This is a genomic window from Helicobacter typhlonius, assembly GCF_001460635.1.
Taxonomy (GTDB): domain Bacteria; phylum Campylobacterota; class Campylobacteria; order Campylobacterales; family Helicobacteraceae; genus Helicobacter_C; species Helicobacter_C typhlonius.
The window spans coordinates 579,299-602,458 of the sequence record NZ_LN907858.1 but is presented as its reverse complement, the minus strand read 5'-3'; the positions used below and the strand labels follow the sequence as shown (position 1 = coordinate 602,458).

General features: G+C 40.3%; 17 protein-coding genes, 5 tRNA genes, 3 rRNA genes and 1 other RNA gene. 10 read left to right on the top strand and 16 right to left on the bottom strand.

Annotated elements, in window-relative coordinates; translation table 11 throughout:
• Nucleotides 1-44: 44 nt before the first annotated feature.
• A complete protein-coding gene (locus BN2458_RS02995) occupies nt 45-1,100 on the bottom strand; it encodes a bifunctional 3,4-dihydroxy-2-butanone 4-phosphate synthase/GTP cyclohydrolase II (protein WP_034342140.1) in 1,056 nt (351 codons plus the stop codon).
• A 159-nt stretch (nt 1,101-1,259) separates the two neighbouring features.
• Nucleotides 1,260-1,697: a Dps family protein gene (locus BN2458_RS02990; protein WP_034327437.1), complete on the bottom strand. Its 438-nt coding sequence runs from the start codon at nt 1,695-1,697 to the stop codon at nt 1,260-1,262.
• Between the two features lie 195 nt (nt 1,698-1,892).
• Between BN2458_RS02990 and BN2458_RS02985 the strand changes: the two genes are divergently transcribed.
• The 3 genes from BN2458_RS02985 to BN2458_RS02975 all read left to right on the top strand — a co-directional run bounded on the left by BN2458_RS02985 (nt 1,893) and on the right by BN2458_RS02975 (nt 2,208).
• A tRNA-Gln gene (locus BN2458_RS02985) sits at nt 1,893-1,967 on the top strand.
• A gap of 58 nt (nt 1,968-2,025) precedes the next feature.
• Nucleotides 2,026-2,102: transfer RNA gene (locus tag BN2458_RS02980), tRNA-Met, on the top strand.
• A 29-nt stretch (nt 2,103-2,131) separates the two neighbouring features.
• A tRNA-Arg gene (locus BN2458_RS02975) sits at nt 2,132-2,208 on the top strand.
• A gap of 218 nt (nt 2,209-2,426) precedes the next feature.
• On the opposite strand, the gene nadB is transcribed toward BN2458_RS02975, so the two are convergent.
• Together nadB and BN2458_RS02965 are read right to left on the bottom strand one after the other, a co-directional pair.
• Nucleotides 2,427-3,866 carry an L-aspartate oxidase gene (nadB, locus tag BN2458_RS02970; protein WP_034342151.1) on the bottom strand — a complete coding sequence of 480 codons (1,440 nt, stop codon included), beginning with the start codon at nt 3,864-3,866 and terminating at the stop codon, nt 2,427-2,429.
• Nucleotides 3,867-3,868: 2 nt separating this feature from the next.
• Nucleotides 3,869-4,102, bottom strand: a complete 234-nt coding sequence (locus tag BN2458_RS02965; protein ID WP_034327441.1) for a hypothetical protein — start codon at nt 4,100-4,102, stop codon at nt 3,869-3,871.
• Between the two features lie 45 nt (nt 4,103-4,147).
• Here BN2458_RS02965 and BN2458_RS02960 point away from each other — a divergent pair, with 45 nt between their 5' ends.
• From BN2458_RS02960 to murI, 7 genes are all read left to right on the top strand, one after another.
• Nucleotides 4,148-4,549 (top strand): hypothetical protein, encoded by a 402-nt coding sequence (locus BN2458_RS02960; RefSeq protein WP_231944838.1) that lies wholly within the window; start codon nt 4,148-4,150, stop codon nt 4,547-4,549.
• Nucleotides 4,539-6,503 (top strand): excinuclease ABC subunit UvrC, encoded by a 1,965-nt coding sequence (gene uvrC / locus BN2458_RS02955; RefSeq protein WP_231944837.1) that lies wholly within the window; start codon nt 4,539-4,541, stop codon nt 6,501-6,503. Before BN2458_RS02960 ends, uvrC begins: the two co-directional genes overlap by 11 nt.
• A 7-nt stretch (nt 6,504-6,510) precedes the next feature.
• A complete protein-coding gene (locus BN2458_RS02950) occupies nt 6,511-7,962 on the top strand; it encodes a hypothetical protein (protein WP_058122100.1) in 1,452 nt (483 codons plus the stop codon).
• Nucleotides 7,959-9,410 carry a sensor histidine kinase gene (locus BN2458_RS02945; protein ID WP_034327446.1) on the top strand — a complete coding sequence of 484 codons (1,452 nt, stop codon included), beginning with the start codon at nt 7,959-7,961 and terminating at the stop codon, nt 9,408-9,410. Before BN2458_RS02950 ends, BN2458_RS02945 begins: the two co-directional genes overlap by 4 nt.
• Nucleotides 9,407-10,081: a response regulator gene (locus BN2458_RS02940; RefSeq protein WP_034327448.1), complete on the top strand. Its 675-nt coding sequence runs from the start codon at nt 9,407-9,409 to the stop codon at nt 10,079-10,081. Before BN2458_RS02945 ends, BN2458_RS02940 begins: the two co-directional genes overlap by 4 nt.
• A 148-nt stretch (nt 10,082-10,229) precedes the next feature.
• Nucleotides 10,230-11,522: a transcription termination factor Rho gene (gene rho / locus BN2458_RS02935; RefSeq protein ID WP_034327450.1), complete on the top strand. Its 1,293-nt coding sequence runs from the start codon at nt 10,230-10,232 to the stop codon at nt 11,520-11,522.
• Nucleotides 11,523-11,567: 45 nt separating this feature from the next.
• Nucleotides 11,568-12,311 carry a glutamate racemase gene (gene murI / locus BN2458_RS02930; RefSeq protein WP_034327452.1) on the top strand — a complete coding sequence of 248 codons (744 nt, stop codon included), beginning with the start codon at nt 11,568-11,570 and terminating at the stop codon, nt 12,309-12,311.
• Nucleotides 12,312-12,527: 216 nt separating this feature from the next.
• Here murI and rrf read toward each other — a convergent pair.
• The 12 genes from rrf to hsrA all read right to left on the bottom strand — a co-directional run bounded on the left by rrf (nt 12,528) and on the right by hsrA (nt 23,123).
• Nucleotides 12,528-12,643: ribosomal RNA gene (gene rrf, locus BN2458_RS02925) — 5S ribosomal RNA — on the bottom strand.
• 525 nt (nt 12,644-13,168) lie between these two features.
• Nucleotides 13,169-16,051: ribosomal RNA gene (locus BN2458_RS02920) — 23S ribosomal RNA — on the bottom strand.
• A 358-nt stretch (nt 16,052-16,409) separates the two neighbouring features.
• A tRNA-Ala gene (locus BN2458_RS02915) sits at nt 16,410-16,485 on the bottom strand.
• 169 nt (nt 16,486-16,654) lie between these two features.
• Nucleotides 16,655-16,731: transfer RNA gene (locus BN2458_RS02910), tRNA-Ile, on the bottom strand.
• A gap of 126 nt (nt 16,732-16,857) precedes the next feature.
• Nucleotides 16,858-18,512: ribosomal RNA gene (locus tag BN2458_RS02905) — 16S ribosomal RNA — on the bottom strand.
• The 16S, 23S and 5S rRNA genes sit together here with 2 tRNA genes alongside, the layout of an rRNA operon.
• 545 nt (nt 18,513-19,057) lie before the next feature.
• Nucleotides 19,058-19,480, bottom strand: coding sequence for a hypothetical protein (locus BN2458_RS02900; protein ID WP_052082034.1), 423 nt, complete (start codon nt 19,478-19,480; stop codon nt 19,058-19,060).
• 139 nt (nt 19,481-19,619) lie between these two features.
• Nucleotides 19,620-19,766, bottom strand: a complete 147-nt coding sequence (locus BN2458_RS09860; protein WP_156407276.1) for a hypothetical protein — start codon at nt 19,764-19,766, stop codon at nt 19,620-19,622.
• 258 nt (nt 19,767-20,024) lie between these two features.
• On the bottom strand, nt 20,025-20,819 hold the full coding sequence (gene dapF, locus BN2458_RS02895; protein WP_034343324.1) for a diaminopimelate epimerase: 795 nt from the start codon (nt 20,817-20,819) through the stop codon (nt 20,025-20,027).
• A gap of 19 nt (nt 20,820-20,838) precedes the next feature.
• A complete protein-coding gene (gene coaE / locus BN2458_RS02890) occupies nt 20,839-21,435 on the bottom strand; it encodes a dephospho-CoA kinase (RefSeq protein ID WP_034326020.1) in 597 nt (198 codons plus the stop codon).
• Between the two features lie 9 nt (nt 21,436-21,444).
• Nucleotides 21,445-22,233, bottom strand: a complete 789-nt coding sequence (locus BN2458_RS02885) for a spermidine synthase (protein ID WP_034343321.1) — start codon at nt 22,231-22,233, stop codon at nt 21,445-21,447.
• A 67-nt stretch (nt 22,234-22,300) separates the two neighbouring features.
• Nucleotides 22,301-22,398, bottom strand: an RNA gene (gene ffs / locus BN2458_RS10765) — signal recognition particle sRNA small type.
• A 44-nt stretch (nt 22,399-22,442) separates the two neighbouring features.
• The gene (gene hsrA / locus BN2458_RS02880) at nt 22,443-23,123 is read right to left on the bottom strand and encodes a homeostatic response regulator transcription factor HsrA (protein ID WP_034326018.1); all 681 of its coding nucleotides are present in this window, start codon (nt 23,121-23,123) and stop codon (nt 22,443-22,445) included.
• Between the last annotated feature and the right edge of the window lie 37 nt (nt 23,124-23,160).

Sequence of the window (23,160 nt, the reverse complement as noted above, 5' to 3'; positions counted from 1 at the left end):
TTTACAAAAGCTAAGATTATAGACAAATTTGTCTTAATATTATTTTATACCTCAATCTTTTCCACCAAATGCAGATTAAAGCCACTAAGGGCATTATACTCACCTTTGTTTGCACTACAAGAGCTAAGAAGCACAAAATCTTCAATACCTAATCTTTTAAGAATCTGCGCACCAATACCAAAGTCTTTCATATCGCCACAGGCTTTAGATATATGCAGGGAATGAGTATTTAAAACTATCAAATAGCCGCCTTGTTCTTTTAAATATTCAATGCTTTTAAGAAGCGCATTCCATTCTTCTGTATTTTCTAGCAATTCCAAATCACTGCGCATATTATGGAATCTAATAAGCGGCTTTGTCTTATGCGGAGTAGAGGTAGAAAATGCAAAGGCAATATGCTCGCGCTCTAAATGGTCTATAAAGGTGATTTTTTCACACGCTACGCCCATAAATACTGCATTTTTACGAGAAGTCTCACGCAGGAGATTTTCAAAATTAAGGCGATAATGGATAATATCGGATACATAGAGAATCTTAAGATTATGCAAAGAGGCAAAATCAAGCAAAAATTTATCCCCGCGCCCTGCCATTGTGCCGTCTTTTTTCATAATCTCACAAATTACGCTAATGGGTGCAACTCCTGCAAGGCGGCAAATATCTACACTTGCCTCTGTATGTCCTGTGCGCACAAGCACTCCTCCCTCTTTAGCAATAAGCGGAAAAATATGTCCGGGACGCACAAAATCACTTGGTTTTGCGTTACTCTCACACATAAGTCTAATAGTCATATCGCGCTCATAGGCTGAAATACCCGTCTTGGCTTCTTTTGCGTCAATAGAAATCGTAAAGGCTGTTTCGTGATTGCTATCGTTTTTTTGCACCATTGGGGGCAAGTCAAGTTTTTTGGCAAGCTCTTGTGTGATGGATACGCAAATAAGCCCTCGTGCTTCTTGCGCCATAAAGTTGATTTTTTGAGGAGTGGAAAAAATACCTGCCATTACCAAATCGCCCTCATTCTCCCTATCCTCATCGTCCATAATAATAATCATCTCACCTTTTTTAATCGCCTCTATAGCTTCTTTCACGCGTTGTTGATACATTTTTAACCTTTGCATTGCTTTTGGGGCAAATTATATAAAAACAAAATAAATTTCTTTTAGAATCTCTATATTTTAAAAATTGAAGTTAAGGAGATGATGAGAATCTAAAAAGAGATTCTCATCGTTAATATAATATGTGAAACGAAAATGTAAGGAGGCTTAAGCAAGTGTAGCTTTCAGCATCCAAATAGCTTTTTGCAACTCACCTACTTTATCATCAGCATATCCCTGTGTTACATTATCTCCAGCTTTTTCAGCCTCACTTGAAAGATTTTCAAACGCTTTAAGGAAATATTCATAATCAGCAAGGATAGCTTTTAAAACATCTTTTGAAGTAAAACTTGTTTTGCTCTCCTCTTTAATTTTTGCAGCTTTAAGCATATCTGCAAGTGTTACATAGGGCTTTTCACCAATTTGCAATACGCGCTCTGCAACATCATCAAACACATCAGCAAAATTTTCATAAATCTCTTCAGTAGCCTTATGCGTAGGGTGAAAGTCCATACCCTTAACATTCCAATGAAAATTATGCACTTTGACATAAAACACTGCCGCATCAGCTTGAATTTGTTTTAATGTTTCTACAACTTTACTCATAGCTCAATCCTTTATTTTAAAATTTTCCCCGAAGTCTCCAAATATTTTGTATGACTTGTTAAGGAATGTTCGCATTTTAAACCATACAAGTAACTTCTAGGCAAATATTTCATTTTATTTTTCATAAATTATACGCCCCTATCCCTTGACAAATACATACAAAACTCATTATAATTACGCCTCAATTTTTGTTATTGGGGTATCGCCAAGCGGTAAGGCACCTGGTTTTGGTCCAGGCATTCAGAGGTTCGAATCCTTTTACCCCAGCCACTTCTTCAAACTTTAAGTTCTTTCTTGCATTTAGCACTTTAGCGTATTTTGGAAATATCGCGGGATAGAGCAGTCCGGTAGCTCATTGGGCTCATAACCCAAAGGTCGGGGGTTCAAATCCCTCTCCCGCAACCAAACCTTTTTTATTTCTCTAGTGTATATATGCGCTCATAGCTCAGCTGGATAGAGCAACGGCCTTCTAAGCCGTAGGTCAGAGGTTCGAATCCTCTTGGGCGTACCACCCACACTCCACAGACTGCAAAAAAGATAAAAATAAATGAAAATACTTTTTAGATTCTATTCTTAGCCATTTTAGAAACTTATTTACAAAGCTTTAACACTGCTTTTTGCCTACCAAATCTAAGCCAACCCTAAGAATCTCTATTCTACATATCTTAATTTATTGTTGTAATTGACTTGTATTTTTATTGCAGATTCTAAAAAGTGATATAAACTCGCTTAATCCACCCTAAAATGTGCGCCCTTGCTTTCTGTGCGAGTAAGCGCAGATTCTATAATCCTACGCGCCACGAGTAGCCGCAGCCGCAACATACGCCCGATATTAGATTCTAACATCACTTCAATTCCCCCAAGAGCAGAATCTAGCCCACTTTTAGAGCGGATAATTCCCACCTTATCCCACATAATCTCACGCAACACATTCTTAAGCTTCACATCACCTTCTTTCTCTAGCACTTCCTCACACAATGGAAAATGCGCCACCCTCGTGCGTGTAGGATTTTCTACAATATGTTTAGCAACATTTGAGCCAAAGACAAGCCCCTCTAGCAAAGAATTAGACGCAAGGCGATTACCTCCGTGCAGCCCATTGCACGCGCATTCTCCCACTGCATAAAGATTACTCATTCCTTTGACAAGCCCATTTATATCCACAGCAATACCACCCATAGAATAGTGAAACGCCGGTGAAATGGGAATCTTCTCATTAGGAATGTCTAAAAATGTGCTTAAATCACGATAAATATTTGGAAAGCGATTTTTGAATCCTGCCTTATCAAACACGCTCACATCTAAAAACACCTCTTTTTTATGTTTTGTGCAATAGTCCATAATCCCACGCGCCACAATGTCACGCGGTGCTAACTCACCCCGCTCATCATAATCAAACAAAAATCGTTTGCCATCTTCATCGACTATCACACCGCCTTCGCCACGCACCGCCTCGGAGATAAGATATTTACGCGCTTGAGGATTACGCACATAGGCGGTAGGGTGGAATTGGAGCATTTCCATATCCTGCAAGGCGAGATGATGCTCGAGGATAATGCCGTGTATATCGCTACTAATCGTGTAGGCATTTGTATGGTATTTAAACAAACCACCAACGCCACCACTCGCAATAACAATGTGATGTGCGTAGAGATTATGTGTGCCTAGCTTTGTCTGCACACACACGCCATAGCACTTATCCTCTTCGATGAGTAAATCCACCACCTCTGCATTTTTCCACAATGTCGCGCTTAACCTATCGATAAGATGTGTATGGAGATTGCGCCCGGTCGCGTCCCCGCCTGAATGCACGATACGCGCCTTGCTATGTCCTCCCTCCTTAGCATAGAGCAGCGCATTATTACTATCCCTATCAAGCACAAAGCCACTTTCTATAAGCTCATTTAGAATCTTAGGACTCGTGCTTGCGAGCATTTCCACGCATTGCTTATTATTGAGATACCCACCGGCGGAAAGTGTATCTTGCGTGTGCGAAAGCACATCATCATTATCTTTTGCTATGCTTATTCCACCTTGGGCGTAAAAGGTATTGCACTCCCAAGGTTGTGATTTACAGAGGATTAACACCTTAAGATTTTTTGGTAAATGTGCGGCACAATACAGCCCTGCTACTCCTGCACCGATAATAATCGCATCATATTGTCCCATTTTCACTCCTCTTCCTCATAGCTAGGCGTAGGGGTAGAATCTATACTTTGAAAAAGCGTTCGATTTTGTTCCTTTCTTTGTGTTGCCATAGAATCTTGTCCTTGAATCTCTTGCTTCACTTCTTGCGCATCTTTGGTATAAAATGGCTTTGTCTTATAGCCACAGCCACCTAAAAACATAAAAATAAATGTCAAATATGCTAGAATTACCAAATGAAAATAGCCACCATATCTCATATATTCTCCAATCTTGCGCAAGGTTTCCCCTCTCTTGCACACAAAATGCGACAGCAAGACGATATTTCGCGCTTCAAAAATACCTTTCTCACGCCACTTGAAAGGGAGCAGATTCTATTTATTATCGTCAAAAACGACACGCTTCTTTTCGCTTTCAAACACAAGGCGTTGTGTGTAGAATTTAATCATTATAAACATAAACACATAATAGAGAGTTTAAAACAGCACAAAGAGCACTTCCCTGCCCTTGCTCATATCCAAAAAATACACGCCTACACGCCAAGCCATATCCTCGCGCCTCCACCTCCACCAAAGCCGCCCGTGCGATACACCGAGCATTCAAATGGGGAGTTTATCAACCACGCGACAGATAAGATTCTCTACGAAAAATTTGAATCTTTGCGATTAAGCATAAAACGACAATGGGATACCCAAAATGGCGCATAAAATAGATTCACAACATAATTTGGATTTAATGCGCAAACTAGATTCAGAATCTAGGGTAGATTCACAACCTAGCTTAACGCACACACAAGCACAGGACAATCGCTCACATTTGCTTTTTACCCTCACGCATTTACCCACGCATTCAGGCATTTATCAATACTTTGACAAAGATGGGAATCTCCTCTATGTCGGCAAGGCAAAGAATCTCAAAAATCGCATTAAAAGCTACTTTAACATTCATAATCAGCATATCGCACCAAGGTCTAATCTTAGCCCAAGAATCACCATTATGGTATCCCAAATCGCCCAGATTCACACGCTTTTAACCGATAGCGAACAAGACGCACTTATCCTTGAAAATTCGCTTATTAAGAGCCTCAAGCCAAAATATAATATTTTACTGCGCGATGACAAGACTTATCCTTACATTTATATCGATAAATCCTCGCCCTTTCCAAGCTTTGATATTACACGCGCCGTGCTTAAATCGCCCAAGATTCAGTATTTTGGTCCATTTGTTAATGGCGCGAGGGAGCTACTTGAAAGCCTCTATGATGTGCTACCTTTGGTGCAGAAAAAATCCTGCGCAAAAGGCAAAAAAGCGTGTTTGTTTTATGAGATACAAAAATGCCTCGCACCTTGTGAGAACAAAATCTCTACGCAAGAATACACAAATATCGTGGAGCAAGGCATTGCACTGCTTGAAAATAAAAAGGAGTTAATAAAGATTTTGGAATCTAAAATGCAAAATCTCTCTGCCTCATTGCAATTTGAAGAAGCGGCAAAAATGCGCGATAAAATCCATAAAATCACACATATGAAAAATCAATCCATTATCGATATGCGGAGCGGGGATTATGACGCATTTGTCCTTGCCACAGACGAGGATTTAGATTCACAAAAAGGGGTAAAAACGCATATTCTAATGAGCCTCTTTATCCGCAATGGACGCATTGTCTCAAGCGATTTTTCACTTCTGCACCAAGATATACAAGAGGACAACCTGCCCGAGCTCTACACACAAGCACTCCTTAATGCCTACAAAACCGCCCTGCCACTTATGCCAAAGGAGATTCTTATCCCCTATTTTCATTTTGCGGATATTTCATCTTTGCAAACACTTTTACAGAATCAAACCCAAAGTAGCGTGAAAATCACCCAACCACAACGAGGTAAGAAAAAAGATGTGCTTTTGCTCGGGCTCAAAAATGCACAAGAAATTTTAAAACTCCATAAACAAGAGCATAACGAAAATAGCACACTCATAGCGTTACAAAATCTCTGCTCCTTGCGACACACGCCACATAGAATCGAGGTTTTTGATACCTCACATCATAGCGGAATGTATAATGTCGGCGGTATGATTGTGTATGAAAATAATCACTTCTGTCCCGCACAATACCGCCGATATGAGCTAAGCACGAGTGATGAATATACACAAATGCGTGAAATGCTCGAGCGGAGGGCAAAAAGATTTGAATCTAATCCACCGCCGGATTTATGGCTCATCGATGGTGGAAGTGCGCAGATTCACATTGCGCTTGAAGTCCTCAAAAGTGTGGGTGCAAATGTCGATGTGATGGCGATTGCAAAGATGAAGCACAATGCCAAAGCCTATCGCGCCAAAGGCAACGCGCTTGATATATTACGCACACAAAAGGCGGAATTTAAACTGAATACAAACGATAAGAGACTACAATTGTGCCAAAAGCTACGCGATGAGGCACATCGATACGCAATCACTTATCATCAATACAAAAAAACAAAGGATACAAACAAAGTGCAAAGCATAGGCGATAATCAATACAGCAAGGCACAAATCAAGCGACTTTTAGAATTTTTTGGCACTTTTAGCAATATACAAAATGCCTCAAATGAACAGATTCAAAGTGTGCTTAAATCCCGCACTTCATCTCAAAATAGCGCAAAAATTAATTCTAGAAAAAATAGATGAGAATCCTATGAATATATACGATAATGCCCTACACATTTTGCAAGATTGTTTTAACAACACACATTCAATCATAGAGGCAAAAACACAGAGCGAGGGCGCGTTGCTTGAGCTTTTGCAAAAACACAAAGACGCAGAGAATGATATTCGCCTCGCCATTTTGCATTTTTACGATCAATGCGGTTTGGGCGCGTTCGTGCATTATGATAAAAAAGAATTGCATATCATCACGCGCATTAAAAATCAACAGCATAATATTTATGTGCAAAGAATCTGCGATTTTCTCACAAAGCATAAGGCAAAACTTTACGAAAGAGAGCCTTCAAAGGAGGATTTTGAGGAGTTTTTTCAATATGTGGATTCTATACTTGATGTGCAGTGTGAAAGTACAAAGCGAGATTTAATCAAAATCGCCCTAAGGAATGTCTTTGGCATACAACCGCGTGATGCCCTGTTTTTCAAAGACGGCAGTATTAAGCTCAAAAAATTTGATTATGAAATCGTGCAGATTAATAAGGAGGTTCGTGATATTGATGACAAGGCGCATATGTTTATTTTGAGTAACGAGCACAAAACAAGTATTGATAAGGCATTAGAATCTATCAACATACAATCGCTTATTATGCAAAATACATTGCAAATCTTGCAAAATGATATACATCTCGCACAAATTGATGTGCTAGGATTCAATAAAAAATTTCATTTTTTTGCCATACAAAAAATGCGTATTTTTTTAGAATCCTTGCCATTGGGACACATAGATTCTATACAAAAAACGATTTATTGCCTCTCCTTAGTGCAAAAATATGCGTGGGTAATGTTTGAAGTAGTAGCAAAGGAGCTTTTAGATTTATGCGCTAAAGACGACCCTAACGCGCTTAATTTTGTGGGATTCTATAATGGTAGCTCAATCGAGTTAAATAAAAAAATTTACACAAAACCGCTCATTGTTGATAAAAACGGCGACCCTTGGACTCTACCCCTCATCAAAGAAACATTACATAATAAGGCAAGTGTAGAATTTGATATACAAAATCTCCAAATACAAATTAGCAATACGCAAGAGCGCATTTTAAATATCACAAGTAGCCTTGCACAAGAGGAACTCAAACATAAGGTAAATATAGTCAAGGTAGAATCCTGCAACGATACTTTAGAAACCAAAAACAGGGAGTTAAGAATCTTAGTTGATAAGCAAGTGGCAAAAAGCAAGATTGACGCATTGAGCGAGGAGATTAATACAAACATACTCAAAAAATCTAAGGCATTAGGTGAGGTGGAAAATACACAAAAACATATCAACGCACTAAATGAGGAGCATATCGCGCTACTCTCTTTACAAGAAAGACTACAAGGGCAAGTGAGCTATGCACTCAAAAAAAATAAGGATAAGTTTTTGCGATATGATTTATTACTCCGCGCCCTAGCCAATGCGATAGAAAATGCAAAGAATCTTGTATGAGTATCGTGCATTCTTTAATGAATAAAATCTCGTTTAAGGCAAAAACGACAATTTTAGTGTGGATTATCGTTGTAGGTTTTGTGCTTGTGGCGAGTGTGGCACTCCTCGCACTTCTTGGGCTAAAGAGCGAATTTGACACAAATTCTTTAGGAAATCTCTATACGCCTAATAAAAATGCGCAAGAGCAAAATAAAAATAATCAAGATGATATTGCACACTTGTCATATATGTGGATACTCGAACCAAAAGCTCAAAACAAAATTGACAATATGGATTCTCTTATTTTGCATTTACGCAAACAATACGCGCAAACTTTTATGTCAAAAGAATATGATGCCGTAAAGGAGCTTTTGCAAAAACAACAACAGGTGAGAGAATCTGCCAAAATCGCCATTACCAACAATGATATACCCGCCATTTCTGCATTACTCAAAGAGCAGATTATACTTTCAAGCGATATTACATTTTATAATAAAGCCATAACGGATACACTATACAATCACACCTTTGTATTTTTGGTCATTTTTATGTTTATTGTGATTGCGACTATTATCATTCTCGCCCTTTCTATTCGACATTCTATCAATACAAATCACTTGCTATTAGAACAACTCGTAGATTCTAAAACAAAAGAACTTCAAGCACTTAATGCAAACTTGCAAGAATCTATTCAATATGAGGTCGAACAAAATCGTAAGAAAGATTTAATTATGTATCAACAAGCAAGACTTGCTTCTATGGGAGAAATGATACAAAATATCGCACATCAATGGCGACAGCCACTTAACTCCCTCACTATGCTTATACAAAGCTTCAAAAGTAAGGCTATGCAAAATCGCCTTGATGATGACTTTGTGCTTCAACAAACGCAATATGGTATGAAAATCGCCACGGAGATGTCAAACACGATTGAAAATTTCCGCAATTTCTTTCGCCCGGAGGCAAACACCGAACCTTTTGTATTTATCACAAGCATTGAGGATTCAATAGAACTTTTAAAAGAGCGTTTGAAAGAGAATCTTATAAAAATAAATGTAGTGGCAAAAAAAGAGAATCTTAGCATTGATGGCTATCAAAACTCCTTTATGCAGGTGATTTTAATACTTATCAATAATGCGATTGATGCGCTTAAATTAAGGGCTGAAAATGAAAAAGATTTTACAGATTTGTGTATAGAGATTTTGTTAGACAAGGTAGGATATAATATCGTGCTTTGCGTGAGAGATAATGCAGGTGGAATTCGCCTCGAGGATAAATCAAAGGTATTCGAGCCATACTTCACAACCAAGCATAAATCCGTAGGCACAGGCATAGGCTTATATATGGCAGAGCAAATCATTGAACGACAATTTAATGGCACAATAGATGTATCAAACACACAATGGGGGGAGGCATACTTTGGAGCAGAATTCACTATCCACATACCAACACAAGGGGGTAAAGTATGAAATTTGAGGCATTGAGCAATCTCACTATTTTATATGCTGAAGATGATGTAGATACTGCAAACCTCACAACTATGGTACTCGAAGACTATGTGGGGCGACTACTTGTGGCAAAAAACGGGCAGGAGGCACTGAATCTTTTTAGGCTACATAAGGTTGATTTGGTGCTGACAGATATTCTTATGCCAAAAATGAATGGCATCGAACTTATTGATAATATAAGAAGCTCAAGCATACACCCAGATGTTCCTGTTGTCATCACCACCGCACACACAGAGACAAAATATCTGCTTGATGCAATTAGGCTACGTGTAGATGGATATATTTTAAAGCCTATCAACATAGAGGAATTACTCCAAGCCATACACAAGGCTATATTGCCATTTTTACAAGCCGATGAAATCGCTTCAAAGAATCTCCTTATTAACGCCATTTCCACCTTTGTGGGTGGCAAAAAAATTGCCATTATTGAATTTTTATTGGCAAATTGCGATGAGGACAATATCTTTTATGGCTCATATGAAAACATTATCGCTCATCTCAATGTCAGCAAACCCACGATTGTAAAGACTTTTAAGCAACTCATTGATACCGGAATTCTCATCAAAATTAAAAACAAAGTCTATAAAATCCATCCAGATTTGGATAAAAATATAAAAAATAATATCTCTTAAAAAGTGCAACCTCTTGACACGCAAGGAAGTTTTATATAGAATCAGCACTCTGTTTTACTCGACAAGAGACTTCTTTAAATGCGAGAATCTCTGCAGATTCTATACCTTAAACTTCTTTTAAGATCTTCATTTTTGACTAAGGAATTTTATGGCAGATAATAAACGAACTCACACACCGGTTGAAGGTTATCAACTCGATGAATTACGCACAAAGGGCATAAAGCAGCTCATCGGCATTGCCGAGGAAGTAGGAGTAGAGAATCCTAGCGACTACCGCAGACAGGATTTGATTTTTGAGATATTAAAAGCTCAAGTCAATCAAGGTGGTTACATACTCTTTTCGGGTATTTTGGAAATCACAAACGAGGGTTATGGATTTTTACGCGCACTGACTGAAAGCTTAGCAGATAGTCAAAATGATACTTATGTGTCACAATCACAAATCCGCCGATTTGCCTTGCGCAATGGCGATATTGTAACCGGGCAGGTGCGCCCACCAAAAGACCAAGAGCGCTATTATGCCCTATTGAGAATCGAGGCAATTAACTATATGTCGCTTGAGGAGATCAAGAATCGTCCGCTTTTTGATAACCTCACTCCGCTTTTTCCGCAAACACAACTTAAGCTTGAATACGAGCAAGGCAAGGTTACCGGCAGAATGCTAGATTTGTTTAGTCCTATCGGCAAAGGACAGCGCGCACTTATTGTTGCTCCTCCGCGTACAGGTAAAACGGAACTGATGAAAGAACTTGCCCACGGCATTGCAAAAAATCACCCAGAAGTGGAACTTATGGTGCTTCTAGTCGATGAGCGTCCAGAGGAAGTTACCGATATGGAACGCAGTGTGAAGGGGCAGGTCTTTAGCTCCACATTTGATATGCCAGCAACAAATCATATTCGTGTAGCTGATCTGGTGATAGAAAGCGCGAAGCGGAAGGTGGAAATGGGTAAAGATGTGGTGATACTCCTTGATTCTATTACACGCCTCGCTCGTGCATATAATGCTGCTACTCCCTCGAGTGGCAAGGTGCTAAGCGGAGGTGTAGATGCAAATGCCTTACATAAGCCCAAACGTTTTTTTGGTGCGGCGCGTAATATCGAGCAAGGTGGAAGCCTCACAATTATTGCTACTGCACTTATTGAAACGGGCTCGAGAATGGACGAAGTCATTTTTGAGGAGTTTAAGGGCACAGGTAATAGTGAAATTGTCCTTGCGCGTTCAATCGCTGACCGCAGAATCTACCCAGCCTTTGATGTATTAAAGAGTGGCACACGCAAAGATGATTTACTACTTGGCAAAGATAATCTTACAAAAGTGTGGATGCTCCGCAATGTAATGCACACAATGGACGACATAGAAGCCCTCACTTTTATCTACTCCAAAATGAAGCAAACACGCGATAATGAAGAGTTTTTAAATATGATGAATGCACAGGAATAACGAAATCTTGCAAGTTTCTAAAGTTATTTAATAAGGAGAAGTGGAGTGAGAGCAGGGGTTTTTGATAGTGGCGTGGGTGGCTTGAGTGTGTTAAAAAGCCTTATCAACGCGAAATTTTTTGATGAAATTATTTATTATGGCGATACTGCGCGTGTGCCTTATGGTGTGAAAGATAAGCAAACTATCGTGCGCTTTTCACTCGAAGCCCTTGATTTTTTTGCTCCGCATAATATTGATATCCTCATTGTCGCGTGCAACACCGTGAGTGCCTATGCACTCAAAGAAATGCAGGCAAAGAGCAAGATTCCAATTGTTGGCGTGATTGAACCAGGCGTATTAGCCGTGCAAAACAAGCTCACACACACAGATTCACAAATCCTAGTCATTGCCACACGCGCGACAATCAATTCTGGCGAATATGAAGTAAGGCTACGCAAAATTGGGTTTTGGAATCTTAAAAGTTTAGCCACCGGGCTTTTTGTGCCTATGGTGGAGGAGGGAATTTTAGAAGGTGTAGTGCTTGAAAGTGTGTTTGAACATTATTTTAGTCAAATCACAACGCCACCAAAGGCTATTATTCTAGGTTGCACGCACTTTCCCCTTATCGCACCCGCCTTAAGTGCGTATTTCAAGCACCAAAGCATACTTATCCATTCAGGTGAAGCAATTGTAGAATATTTACAATCTCATCTCAACCTTACTTCTCAAGGCGATTTGAAATCCCTGCAATTTTATGCGAGTGAAAACCCCGCTATGCTTACCAAAATTGCACAAAAATGGTTAAATTAACCAAAAAAAGCAAACTTTCTTACATCACGCTTATTATACATTAAAGAATAAAGTATAATTTGTAAATGCTTCTTCTCATAGAGAAAAATTAATGCTGATATTTGCACTTCTCCCCAACACAACCAATTACCAAGCACAACAGAAACATAAAAAATCATAAGCAATAAATGATAATAATAAAAAATACCTAAGAAGTAGTAAAAGCAGATTTCCCTATCCCTGCATCGACCTACATTCCCACACTTGAAAAGTGCAGTATCATCGGCGAAGAGAAGCTTAACTGCCAGGTTCGGAATGGAGCTGGGTGTTGCCTTCTCTCTATAGACACAAGAAAAAGGGAAATAAAGATAAGATAGGCTAGATTCTAAAAACTTTAAGAATCTAAGGCTTAAAGTCTAAAGCATTAACTCTCTAAAAAGCTTATGCCTTTAGCCTCATTACCCTAGCAAGCAATAAGCCCCTTCTAGACAATCTCTTGTTTATTAGTTTATTCATAAGCTAAGATGCTAAGCTTGTAAAGCTTAGAGACTTAACATTTTTCTTGCCTAGTCTCTTTATTATTCTTTTTATGCAATGTTTTTAAATCATAAGATGTAAAGCTATCATTGCATTAAGCTCTGCTTATCCTTATTTCCATTTTTCTTTACGACTTGCTTTAAAGTAAAGAGAGAAATTATAATATTTGCTGTTTTATACTCTCTTTTTAGATTCTAAACATTGCTAGAATCCTTCAAAGCTCGCTTTATGTAAAGTATTGTAAAGCCTTAGTAATCTCTACAACCACGCTTTTATCTTATGTTTAGAATCTCATCTCTTTAAGACTTAAGACTCCCATACACTCAATAAGGCAGTATCTTAGAAAAAAGCCAAACGGTCTATTAGTAGTAGTCAGCTAAACACATTACTATGCTTACACATCTACCCTATCAAGCAGCTAGTCTTGCTGCGACCTTCAGGGAAAGTTCATCTTGGAGTTGGCTTCCCGCTTAGATGCTTTCAGCGGTTATCACATCCACGCGTAGCTACCCAGCGATGCTCTTGGCAGAACAACTGGTACACCAGTGGCGTGTCCATCCCGGTCCTCTCGTACTAGGGACAGCTCTCCTCAACTTTCCTACGCCCACGGCAGATAGGGACCGAACTGTCTCACGACGTTCTGAACCCAGCTCGCGTACCGCTTTAAATGGCGAACAGCCATACCCTTGGGACCTGCTCCAGCCCCAGGATGCGATGAGCCGACATCGAGGTGCCAAACCTCCCCGTCGATGTGAGCTCTTGGGGGAGATCAGCCTGTTATCCCCGGGGTACCTTTTATCCTTTGAGCGATGACCCTTCCACACAGAATCACCGGATCACTATGACCGACTTTCGTCTCTGCTTGACTTGTTTGTCTTGCAGTCAGGCTGGCTTATGCCATTACACTCTTCTTGCGATTTCCAACCGCAATGAGCCAACCTTTGTAAGCCTCCGTTACTTTTTAGGAGGCGACCGCCCCAGTCAAACTACCCACCAGGCATTGTCCTACTTGAGGATAACTCAAGCTAGTTAGCAGACAGAAACATTAAGGGTGGTATCTCAACGATGGCTCTATCTCCACCAGAGTGAAGACTTCAAAGCCTCCCACCTATCCTGCGCATAATGCTCCCATCGGCAGTGCCAAGCTGTAGTAAAGGTCCACGGGGTCTTTCCGTCTTGCCGCGGGTAGGAGGAATTTTCACCTCCACTACAATTTCACTGAATCCCTGGTTGAGACAGCTCCCATCTCGTTACGCCATTCATGCAGGTCGGTATTTAACCGACAAGGAATTTCGCTACCTTAGGACCGTTATAGTTACGGCCGCCGTTTACTCGGGCTTCAATTCAACGCTTCGCATTGCTGCTAACGGATCCTCTTAACCTTCGAGCACCGGGCAGGCGTCACACCTTATACTTCCTCTTACGAGTTTGCAAAGTGCTGTGTTTTTGGTAAACAGTCGGGAGGGACTCTTTGCTGAGACCACATTGCTGTGGCACACCTTATCGCGAACTTACGGTGCTAGTTTGCAGAGTTCCTTAACCAGAGTTCTTTCACGCGCCTTAGAATACTCATCTCATCTACCTGTGTCGGTTTGCGGTACGGGCAACATAAGCTAAACTTAGAGGCTTTTCTTGGCACGACGGCGTCAGTAGCACTCCAATTGATCCGAAGATCGCTTGAAGCTATTGGAGTTTCAAATACAGAGGCGGATTTGCCAATCCTCCAATCTACACTCTTAAGTTAGCACTTCCATCAGCTAACGCTACTTAGCCCTATGCGTCCCCCCATCGCACACTTATGTTGGTATGGGAATATTAACCCATTTGCCATCGACTACCCCTTTCGGACTTGTCTTAGGACCCGACTAACCCTACGATGACGAGCATCGCGTAGGAAACCTTAGATTTTCGGCGAAGTGGATTCTCACCACTTTTATCGCTACTCATTCCTGCATGCTCACTTCGCATCGCTCCAGCACTCCTTACCGGTATGCCTTCAACGCTGATACGAACGCTCTTCTACCACTGTGCATCAGCACAATCTACAACTTCGGTGTCTATCTTAGCCCCGTTATATTTTCTGCGCAAAATCACTAGACCAGTGAGCTGTTACGCTTTCTTTAAAGGATGGCTGCTTCTAAGCCAACCTCCTGGTTGTCTAAGTAACTTCACATCATTTTCCACTTAGAATAGAACTTTGGGACCTTAGTTGGTAGTCTGGGTTGTTTCCCTCTTGACGATTGATTTTATCACCCACCGCCTGACTCCCAAGATACGGTAATAGGTATTCGTAGTTTGACAGGGGTTGGTACCGCGGTGAGCAGCCCTAGCCCAATCAGAGCTCTACCCCCTATTACTATCACTTGAGGCTATACCTAAATATATTTCGAAGAGAACCAGCTATCACCAAGTTTGTTTGGCCTTTCACCCCTATCCACAGCTCATCCCAGCCCGTTTCAATGGGCACGAGTTCAGTCCTCCATAAGCTATTACACTTACTTCAACTTGGCCATGGATAGATCACTTGGCTTCGGGTCTGCAGCATCTGACTAAACGCCCTTTCAGACTCGCTTTCGCTACGGCTTCGCGTTTGCTTAACCTCGCCAGATACCACAACTCGCAGGATCATTATGCAAAAGGCAGTCCATCACCCTGATAAATCATAGGGCTCTGAATGATTGTAGGCAAATGGTTTCAGGTTCTATTTCACTCCGCTCACTGCGGTTCTTTTCACCTTTCCCTCACGGTACTTGTTCGCTATCGGTGTGATAGGAGTATTTAGGGTTGGAGAGTGGTCTCCCCTGCTTCAGCCCGGATTTCACGTGTCCTGACCTACTCTGGATACTGCTACCTAGCAATCTCTTTTCGCATACGGGACTATCACCCTCTATGATTATCCTTTCCAGAATATTCTGCTAAAAGATTGCAGTGGATATTGCAGTCCTCAACCCCCAATGCAAGCATTGGGTTTGCCCTCTTCCCCGTTCGCTCGCCGCTACTAAGAGAATCTCGTTTGATTTCTTTTCCTCTAGCTACTGAGATGTTTCACTTCGCTAGGTTCGCTCCATTAAAGGTAATACCTATCTCTAGGTATTGGGTTGCCCCATTCGGAAATCTACGGATCAAAGCTTCTTGACAGCTCCCCGTAGCTTATCGCAGTCTAGTACGTCCTTCATCGCCTCTATCACCCAAGGCATCCACCATTTGCCCTTACAAGCTTTTACTTCTAAGGATACTGCCTTATTGAATGTATGACAAACAATAAAACAATATATCGCGTAATTGTAGTTAATTACTATTTTAGGCTTTAACAATAAGTTTTCAAATAACACTTAGACTAAAGTCTAATGCAAAGTTTAAGAACCTTTTTGCTTCTGCTTAATTCCTTGTTTCTAAGCTTACAAGCTTTAAGCCTTGCATTAAACTTTTTTGTCTCTCATCATCACACAATCGCATACATAAAGCTAAATATGAAAGATAAATCCTTAGATTCTATAACTTCATAAAAAACTTATGCAATCTCTGTATAAGACTTTATGGATTTATATCAATCTCTCACATTGCAACTTAAGATTCTACAAGTGGTGGAGAATAGCGGGATCGAACCGCTGACCTCCTGCGTGCAAAGCAGGCGCTCTCCCAGCTGAGCTAATTCCCCAAGAGAACTATTAAATTAGAATCTAATCTCTCTAATAGTTTGATAATTTTAAAATTAGTTATCTTTGATGAAAAAGTGCTGATTTTATTGTCTTTGAAAGGGATTACCAAGTAAGTAATGACTAAAAAAACAATGAGGAATCAGTGCTTTATCGCAAAAAGAACAATTTTGGTGGGCTTAGGAGGACTTGAACCTCCGACCTCACCCTTATCAGGGGTGCGCTCTAACCACCTGAGCTATAAGCCCCTTAAGCTTACTATTTAAACTGCTATTTTGGAGATCCCTGAAAACTAAGCAAGTCCATTGAGTATTTTATTCTCTCTTCAAATACAGAGTTGGTTAAAACAAGCGAATGTTTTAACATATCTCTAGAAAGGAGGTGATCCAACCGCAGGTTCACCTACGGTTACCTTGTTACGACTTCACCCCAGTCGCTGCATCCGCCGTGGGCGGTAACCAATTTAGTATCCCGACTTAAGGCGAATACAACTCCCATGGTGTGACGGGCGGTGAGTACAAGACCCGGGAACGTATTCACCGCAACATTGCTGATTTGCGATTACTAGCGATTCCAGCTTCATGTAGTCGAGTTGCAGACTACAATCCGAACTGAGAGACATTTTAGAGATTTGCTCCACCTCGCGGTATTGCTCCTCATTGTATGCCCCATTGTAGCACGTGTGTAGCCCTAGGCGTAAGGGCCATGATGACTTGACGTCGTCCTCACCTTCCTCCTCCTTACGAAGGCAGTCTCCTTAGAGTGCTCAGCCGAGCTGCTAGCAACTAAGGACGAGGGTTGCGCTCGTTGCGGGACTTAACCCAACATCTCACGACACGAGCTGACGACAGCCGTGCAGCACCTGTTTTCAAGCTCCCCGAAGGGCACTCCCATATCTCTATAGGATTCTATCAATGTCAAGCCTAGGTAAGGTTCTTCGCGTATCTTCGAATTAAACCACATGCTCCACCGCTTGTGCGGGTCCCCGTCTATTCCTTTGAGTTTTAATCTTGCGACCGTACTCCCCAGGCGGAATGCTTAATGCGTTAGCTGCATTACTGCCCTGACAAGCAGGGCAACAACTAGCATTCATCGTTTAGGGCGTGGACTACCAGGGTATCTAATCCTGTTTGCTCCCCACGCTTTCGTGCATGAGCGTCAGTAATGTTCCAGTAGGTCGCCTTCGCAATGAGTATTCCTCTTGATCTCTACGGATTTTACCCCTACACCAAGAATTCCACCTACCTCTCCCATACTCTAGAGTGATAGTTTCAAATGCAGTTCTGTAGTTAAGCTACAGGATTTCACATCTGACTTACCACCCCGCCTGCGCACTCTTTACGCCCAGTGATTCCGAGTAACGCTTGCACCCTCCGTATTACCGCGGCTGCTGGCACGGAGTTAGCCGGTGCTTATTCGTGAGATACCGTCATAATCTTCTCTCACAAAAGGAGTTTACAATCCTAAAACCTTCATCCTCCACGCGGCGTTGCTGCTTCAGGGTTTCCCCCATTGAGCAATATTCCCTACTGCTGCCTCCCGTAGGAGTCTGGACCGTGTCTCAGTTCCAGTGTGTCCGATCACCCTCTCAGGCCGGATACCCGTCATAGCCTTGGTGAGCCATTACCTCACCAACAAGCTGATAGGACATAGGCTGATCCTTTAGCGGAGACTCTTAAATATACCCCTAGAATATCTTTAAATTCAAAAAATTCATCGTGTTTGAATGCGTCAAATTGTTTTGACTTATTTTTATAAGCCTTCTACAATTTTCCTTTTCACTCACGCGACTTCTTGTTTTAAAAATACTCTAGGAGCATATTTAAGAGTCCCTTTCCCCCGTAGGGAGTATCCAGTATTAATCACCGTTTCCAGTGGCTATCCCAGACTAAAGGGCACATAACCTATGCATTACTCACCCGTGCGCCACTAATCCACTTCTAGCAAGCTAAAAGCTTCATCGTTCGACTTGCATGTATTAGGCACGCCGCCAGCGTTCACTCTGAGCCAGGATCAAACTCTCCATAAAATGCTTCACATTAATCACTAAATAAATGTGATTGCTTTGATAAGTTTGTCCTTCATCTCTTAGTGTTTCTTTATCACAAAGACTAGAGTTTATAGATTCTATTATGCTATTTTTGCTTTATTAAAGTAAAAATAGATTCTAAAATCTCTCAAAGTCATATTTGAGTTATTAAGAATTGAACTAAGAAATACAAGTTTTTATTGTCTTTACTCTTATTAAAAGATTAAGAAATAAAATACTTCATTTTCTTGCTTAGATGTCAAAGATCATACCAAATATAACCAGCAAAAACAGCTTTAAGCTCATCTTAAAAGCTAATGCAAACATTGATTATATTGATAAAGAACAACCATAAGAAATAACCCTTAGTATCTTTGATGCAGTTTTTAAACATAAGTCTATGCTCTCAATGTTTATGATAAACAAAAAAGCTCATACATTTGCTAAACCTACAAGAAGAGACAGAAGCTCAATCAAATGGGAGTGAAATATTACAAAAGCGAGGCTTAAAGTGGGCTTAATAAACAATGTGAATTGATAAAAAACTAATGCATTATGCCATCAATTCTTATTTCACCACTTTTTCCTCGCTTATCTCCTTGCCAATCCTCCCTGTCATAGATGCTTCCCTTGACGTGATAGATATGATTTAAAATCCACTCATTCTCTTTGTAAAAACTCAAATCCCAATGGGCAGGAATAGTGCTAATCACAGAGCGATTTTTGAGGTAGTTTTCAAGTATGTGTGGAGGCACATTTATACAACCTTGCGGAAGATTGGCACACAATATACTCGCCATATCATAATTTATCATCAATCCAGAATCAATCCTCACATCACCACAATATATAAAATCTTTAAAGAGCAAAAGCGTATCTGGTTGCACTTCATTAATCTGGTTATCACGAGAAATACCAATACTATCAAAACCTCTATGATCGCTTATGATAAAATTGCGTATTATCATAATATCTCCTCACTCTTTAGCCATTCCAAATATTCGCCGAGATATAAAAGTGCGCATACCTCACTATCATAATGCCTATCGTAGTCGATTATACTTCTCGCATTAGCAAATCTCATTTGTTGCTAAGGTAGATGCGTTATCAAAGAATGTAAATATTTATAAAGTAGGATTTTGCAGGATAAAATGATCTTATAGAACCATAATCACTCACAAAAACAAAAGTATTAAACACACCCCACAAAGTATGCACATAGTCTCTAATGCCTCCGGCGTCAAATTGCGACATATCACTACTATACACACCAAGTGGTGCATAAACGCAAAGATGGAGATATTTCTATAAAGTGTATAAGTTTTAGAATCTAAGTCTTTATGAGGTAAAAAAATGAAACAATATGCAAACGAAGTTTTGATAAAAAAGAATAAATAAAAGAGGATTCTACATAAGAGGTGTTATACCCCCCCCCCCCGCACTATTTTAAATTTATCTTTTTTTATACATCACCCTTTTTATTAAGACTTTCTTTAAGTAAAATTCTATTTTCTACTCGCCCAAAAACCAATCACAACGCGCAATGCGCTTCACTTCGCCCTTAAACAAAATATGTGAATCTACCCCCAAGCTCAACCACAAAGTTTCTTTGCTCGGTGGGATAAGCACTGCCTTGTTTTCACACAAGCCATTTCTTAACGCCAAAACAAAAGCCGCAGCGGCTCCCGTGCCACACGCAAGGGTAATATCCTCAACTCCGCGCTCATAAGTCATATATTCTATACGCTCCGCCCCCACACACACAAGGGTAATGTTCGCATTATATTTCACGCGTAAATCCCTTAGGATAGTATCTCGCTTTGTCGGTAGGGCATTTTCACATTCCACAAATCCCACCAAGTGAGGCACACCGGTATCAAGCAAACTCCACGAATCCACACCATAGGGATTAGATTCTATAATATGCTCCTGTATAAGCGTATATACGCCCAAATCGCTTTGCACGAGCGTTGTATCATCTTTATCTAGCTCAATACCAATCAGTCCCACCTCACTCAAAAAACAATGGGTTCTAGGAGCAATGCCCTCTGTGTATGCGTAATGCCCCACACTTCTGCTTGCATTCCCACACATTTTGGCTCTTGAGCCATCAGCATTATAAAATTCCCATTCATACGCATAATCCACATTTTTTGCAGGAATAAGCACTACCATACCATCAGCACCTATGCCATTATGCCGCTCACACACGCGTCTCGCAAGAGAAGCGCGCGTGCCATTATCACACACATCAGTGTGAAAGACAAGGAAATCATTACCACTACTGCTATATTTGATAAACTGCATACTGCCTCTTTAAGAATCTTTATTTTGGAAGAGAATTAATATAGGATTCTATGCGTTGCTGCAAAGCACGCAGAGTCCCGTCATTACCGATAATATCATCAGCCAAACGACATTTTTCCTCAATAGACATTTGCGCCTCTAGACGCATTTTTGCTTCTTCAAGAGTGAGATTATCGCGCTGCACAACGCGTTCAATCGCTTCTTTTACTGGAGTATAGACTACAAGTGATCGCGCCACAGGATAAGCCTCCTTGCCGCCCACTTCAAAAAACAAAGGAATATCTAAAAAATACCATACGCCCTTTTTTTCAAGTTCTTTGGCTTGGGCAAGTATCTCTTGGTAAATATATGGGTGCAAAATAGACTCTAATTTTTCGCGCTCTTTGGGAGAGGCAAAGATAATTGCCCCGAGTTTTTTACGCTCAATGACACCATTTTTATTAGTAATCCCCTCTCCAAAAGCCTCTATAACTTCCGCACTATGCTTTTCAAGCATTTGATGAGAAATTGTGTCAGCACAAATACTCTTGTATCCATAAAGCGCAAGAAAATTAACCAAAGTGCTCTTACCGCTTCCTATCGAACCTGTAAGAGCAATCGCGTGTTTTAACTCCATATATTCAACCTAAAACTTAGCAATATGCTGAATTTTTTCAAATAAAAAATTAGGAAGAGTAAAAGCATTCTCGTGTATATGAGCATTATAATATTGTAATTGTGGAAGAAGGTCTATCTTTTGAAGAAGCATATCTGCCAAAGGATGAAAGGCTTTGGATGCAAAAATATAGCTTTTATCACTCAAAATGCTCAAGCTAGGGAAAAATGGCATTATGATATTGAAAAAATCCGTGCAGTCGCTCACTTTCTGTATGAATAAATCCTCCTCAAGCAATGGGTGATGATTGCGAACAATAAGAATCCCTCGCTCACCTAGCATACGAAAAAAACCATCAATTTGATGCTTTGAAGCGATCAAATCGGCAATGATTACATCATACTTTTTCACATCTAAATCTATCACTTGGCTAAAAAGTTTAAAATGTGAATTATTCATCACTTGATGAAAATGTGGCAAAAAACTCATAAAAGAATCTAGGCTTTTCTTATCGCCCTGCACACAATCCACGCTTACATCGTGCTTCAAACACTCATAGGCAATCTCGAGATTAAAGCTATCAAAAAGCAAAATATTCTTTGGATTAGGCAATACACATAGTGGGAGATGAGCTAATAACTCGGATTCTATAAAAAGATATTTTTGCAACATAAGATGAGTTTGGTTTATCATCGCCACTTCATCAAAATCAACACTCTTAAAAATCTCCACAATATGCGTGCTACGCGCGTCTAGAATCTTCGTATCAATAGTGTATTCCTGCCGAAAATTTGGTGTGAGCTGACGAGTAATCCACATTTTAACCTCTTAAAAAATAACCAAACATCATAAAAATAAAAAACTGAAATCAAATAATGAAAGAAACCCCCCTGCAGGGGCTTATGGCACATAAAGATATAAGATGCTCTGCTGTGTTCCCACCCTGAAGCGTTGTCCCATAAATCTATTGCATAAGTCTGCAAGGAAGCGGAGGAATTATACCATTTGAGACTTAAAAGTGATTGAAACTAAACATCACTTGGCTTCTTAGGATAGCAGAAGCGATATCCCCTGCGGCGCACCGTTTCTATCGTGCCGATATTGAGAGGTTTATCCATTTTTTGACGAATCTGATTGATTGCTACTTCAATAACATTTGGCGTTACAAGCTCTGGCTCTTCCCAAATTGCATCAAGTAGTTGCTCTTTAGAAACAATTTGGTCACGATGACGCGCAAGATGAGTAAGCACCTCAAAAGGCTTACCTTTAACTTCAATTTCCTGCCCTTTGTAAGTGATTTTTTCCTCATCAGGATTAATAACTAAATCCTCGATTTCAATCACGCTAGAACCCCAGAAACGTAATCTCGCTTGGATTCTTGTCAAAAGCACTTGCATATTAAATGGCTTCGCTACAAAGTCGTCTGCACCATCCTTAAAAGCTCGAATCTCGTTGTCTGCTGCAATCTTATTAGAGATTACAAGCACAGGTGTACGTGGAGACTTATCCTTTACTTGCGAGACAATATCGAGCCCACAGCCATCGGGCAAATCCCAATCTGCTAACACTAAATCATAGTTACGAATACTAATATAATACTCACCATCTTTTAGATTTTCCGCGACATCAGTTTGATAGCTGCGCTCATTCAACGCCTCTGTTATATTTTTACATAAAGTTGGATCATCTTCAATCACCAAGATTCTCATTTTTCTTCCTCTCAATCTTAAATTTAGCTTCGATTAT

What these genes read in the sequence shown, in the direction of transcription:
- BN2458_RS02950 (WP_058122100.1), top strand. Translation starts at nt 6,511, where the DNA reads ATGAATATATACGATAATGCCCTACACATTTTGCAAGATTGTTTTAAC.
- BN2458_RS02995 (WP_034342140.1), bottom strand. Translation starts at nt 1,100, where the DNA reads ATGTATCAACAACGCGTGAAAGAAGCTATAGAGGCGATTAAAAAAGGT.
- BN2458_RS02960 (WP_231944838.1), top strand. Translation starts at nt 4,148, where the DNA reads ATGCGACAGCAAGACGATATTTCGCGCTTCAAAAATACCTTTCTCACG.
- BN2458_RS02965 (WP_034327441.1), bottom strand. Translation starts at nt 4,102, where the DNA reads ATGAGATATGGTGGCTATTTTCATTTGGTAATTCTAGCATATTTGACA.
- BN2458_RS02900 (WP_052082034.1), bottom strand. Translation starts at nt 19,480, where the DNA reads ATGATAATACGCAATTTTATCATAAGCGATCATAGAGGTTTTGATAGT.
- BN2458_RS02885 (WP_034343321.1), bottom strand. Translation starts at nt 22,233, where the DNA reads ATGTGGATTACTCGTCAGCTCACACCAAATTTTCGGCAGGAATACACT.
- BN2458_RS09860 (WP_156407276.1), bottom strand. Translation starts at nt 19,766, where the DNA reads ATGTCGCAATTTGACGCCGGAGGCATTAGAGACTATGTGCATACTTTG.
- rho (WP_034327450.1), top strand. Translation starts at nt 10,230, where the DNA reads ATGGCAGATAATAAACGAACTCACACACCGGTTGAAGGTTATCAACTC.
- dapF (WP_034343324.1), bottom strand. Translation starts at nt 20,819, where the DNA reads ATGCAGTTTATCAAATATAGCAGTAGTGGTAATGATTTCCTTGTCTTT.
- uvrC (WP_231944837.1), top strand. Translation starts at nt 4,539, where the DNA reads ATGGCGCATAAAATAGATTCACAACATAATTTGGATTTAATGCGCAAA.
- BN2458_RS02940 (WP_034327448.1), top strand. Translation starts at nt 9,407, where the DNA reads ATGAAATTTGAGGCATTGAGCAATCTCACTATTTTATATGCTGAAGAT.
- hsrA (WP_034326018.1), bottom strand. Translation starts at nt 23,123, where the DNA reads ATGAGAATCTTGGTGATTGAAGATGATCCAACTTTATGTAAAAATATA.
- nadB (WP_034342151.1), bottom strand. Translation starts at nt 3,866, where the DNA reads ATGGGACAATATGATGCGATTATTATCGGTGCAGGAGTAGCAGGGCTG.
- BN2458_RS02945 (WP_034327446.1), top strand. Translation starts at nt 7,959, where the DNA reads ATGAGTATCGTGCATTCTTTAATGAATAAAATCTCGTTTAAGGCAAAA.
- BN2458_RS02990 (WP_034327437.1), bottom strand. Translation starts at nt 1,697, where the DNA reads ATGAGTAAAGTTGTAGAAACATTAAAACAAATTCAAGCTGATGCGGCA.
- coaE (WP_034326020.1), bottom strand. Translation starts at nt 21,435, where the DNA reads ATGGAGTTAAAACACGCGATTGCTCTTACAGGTTCGATAGGAAGCGGT.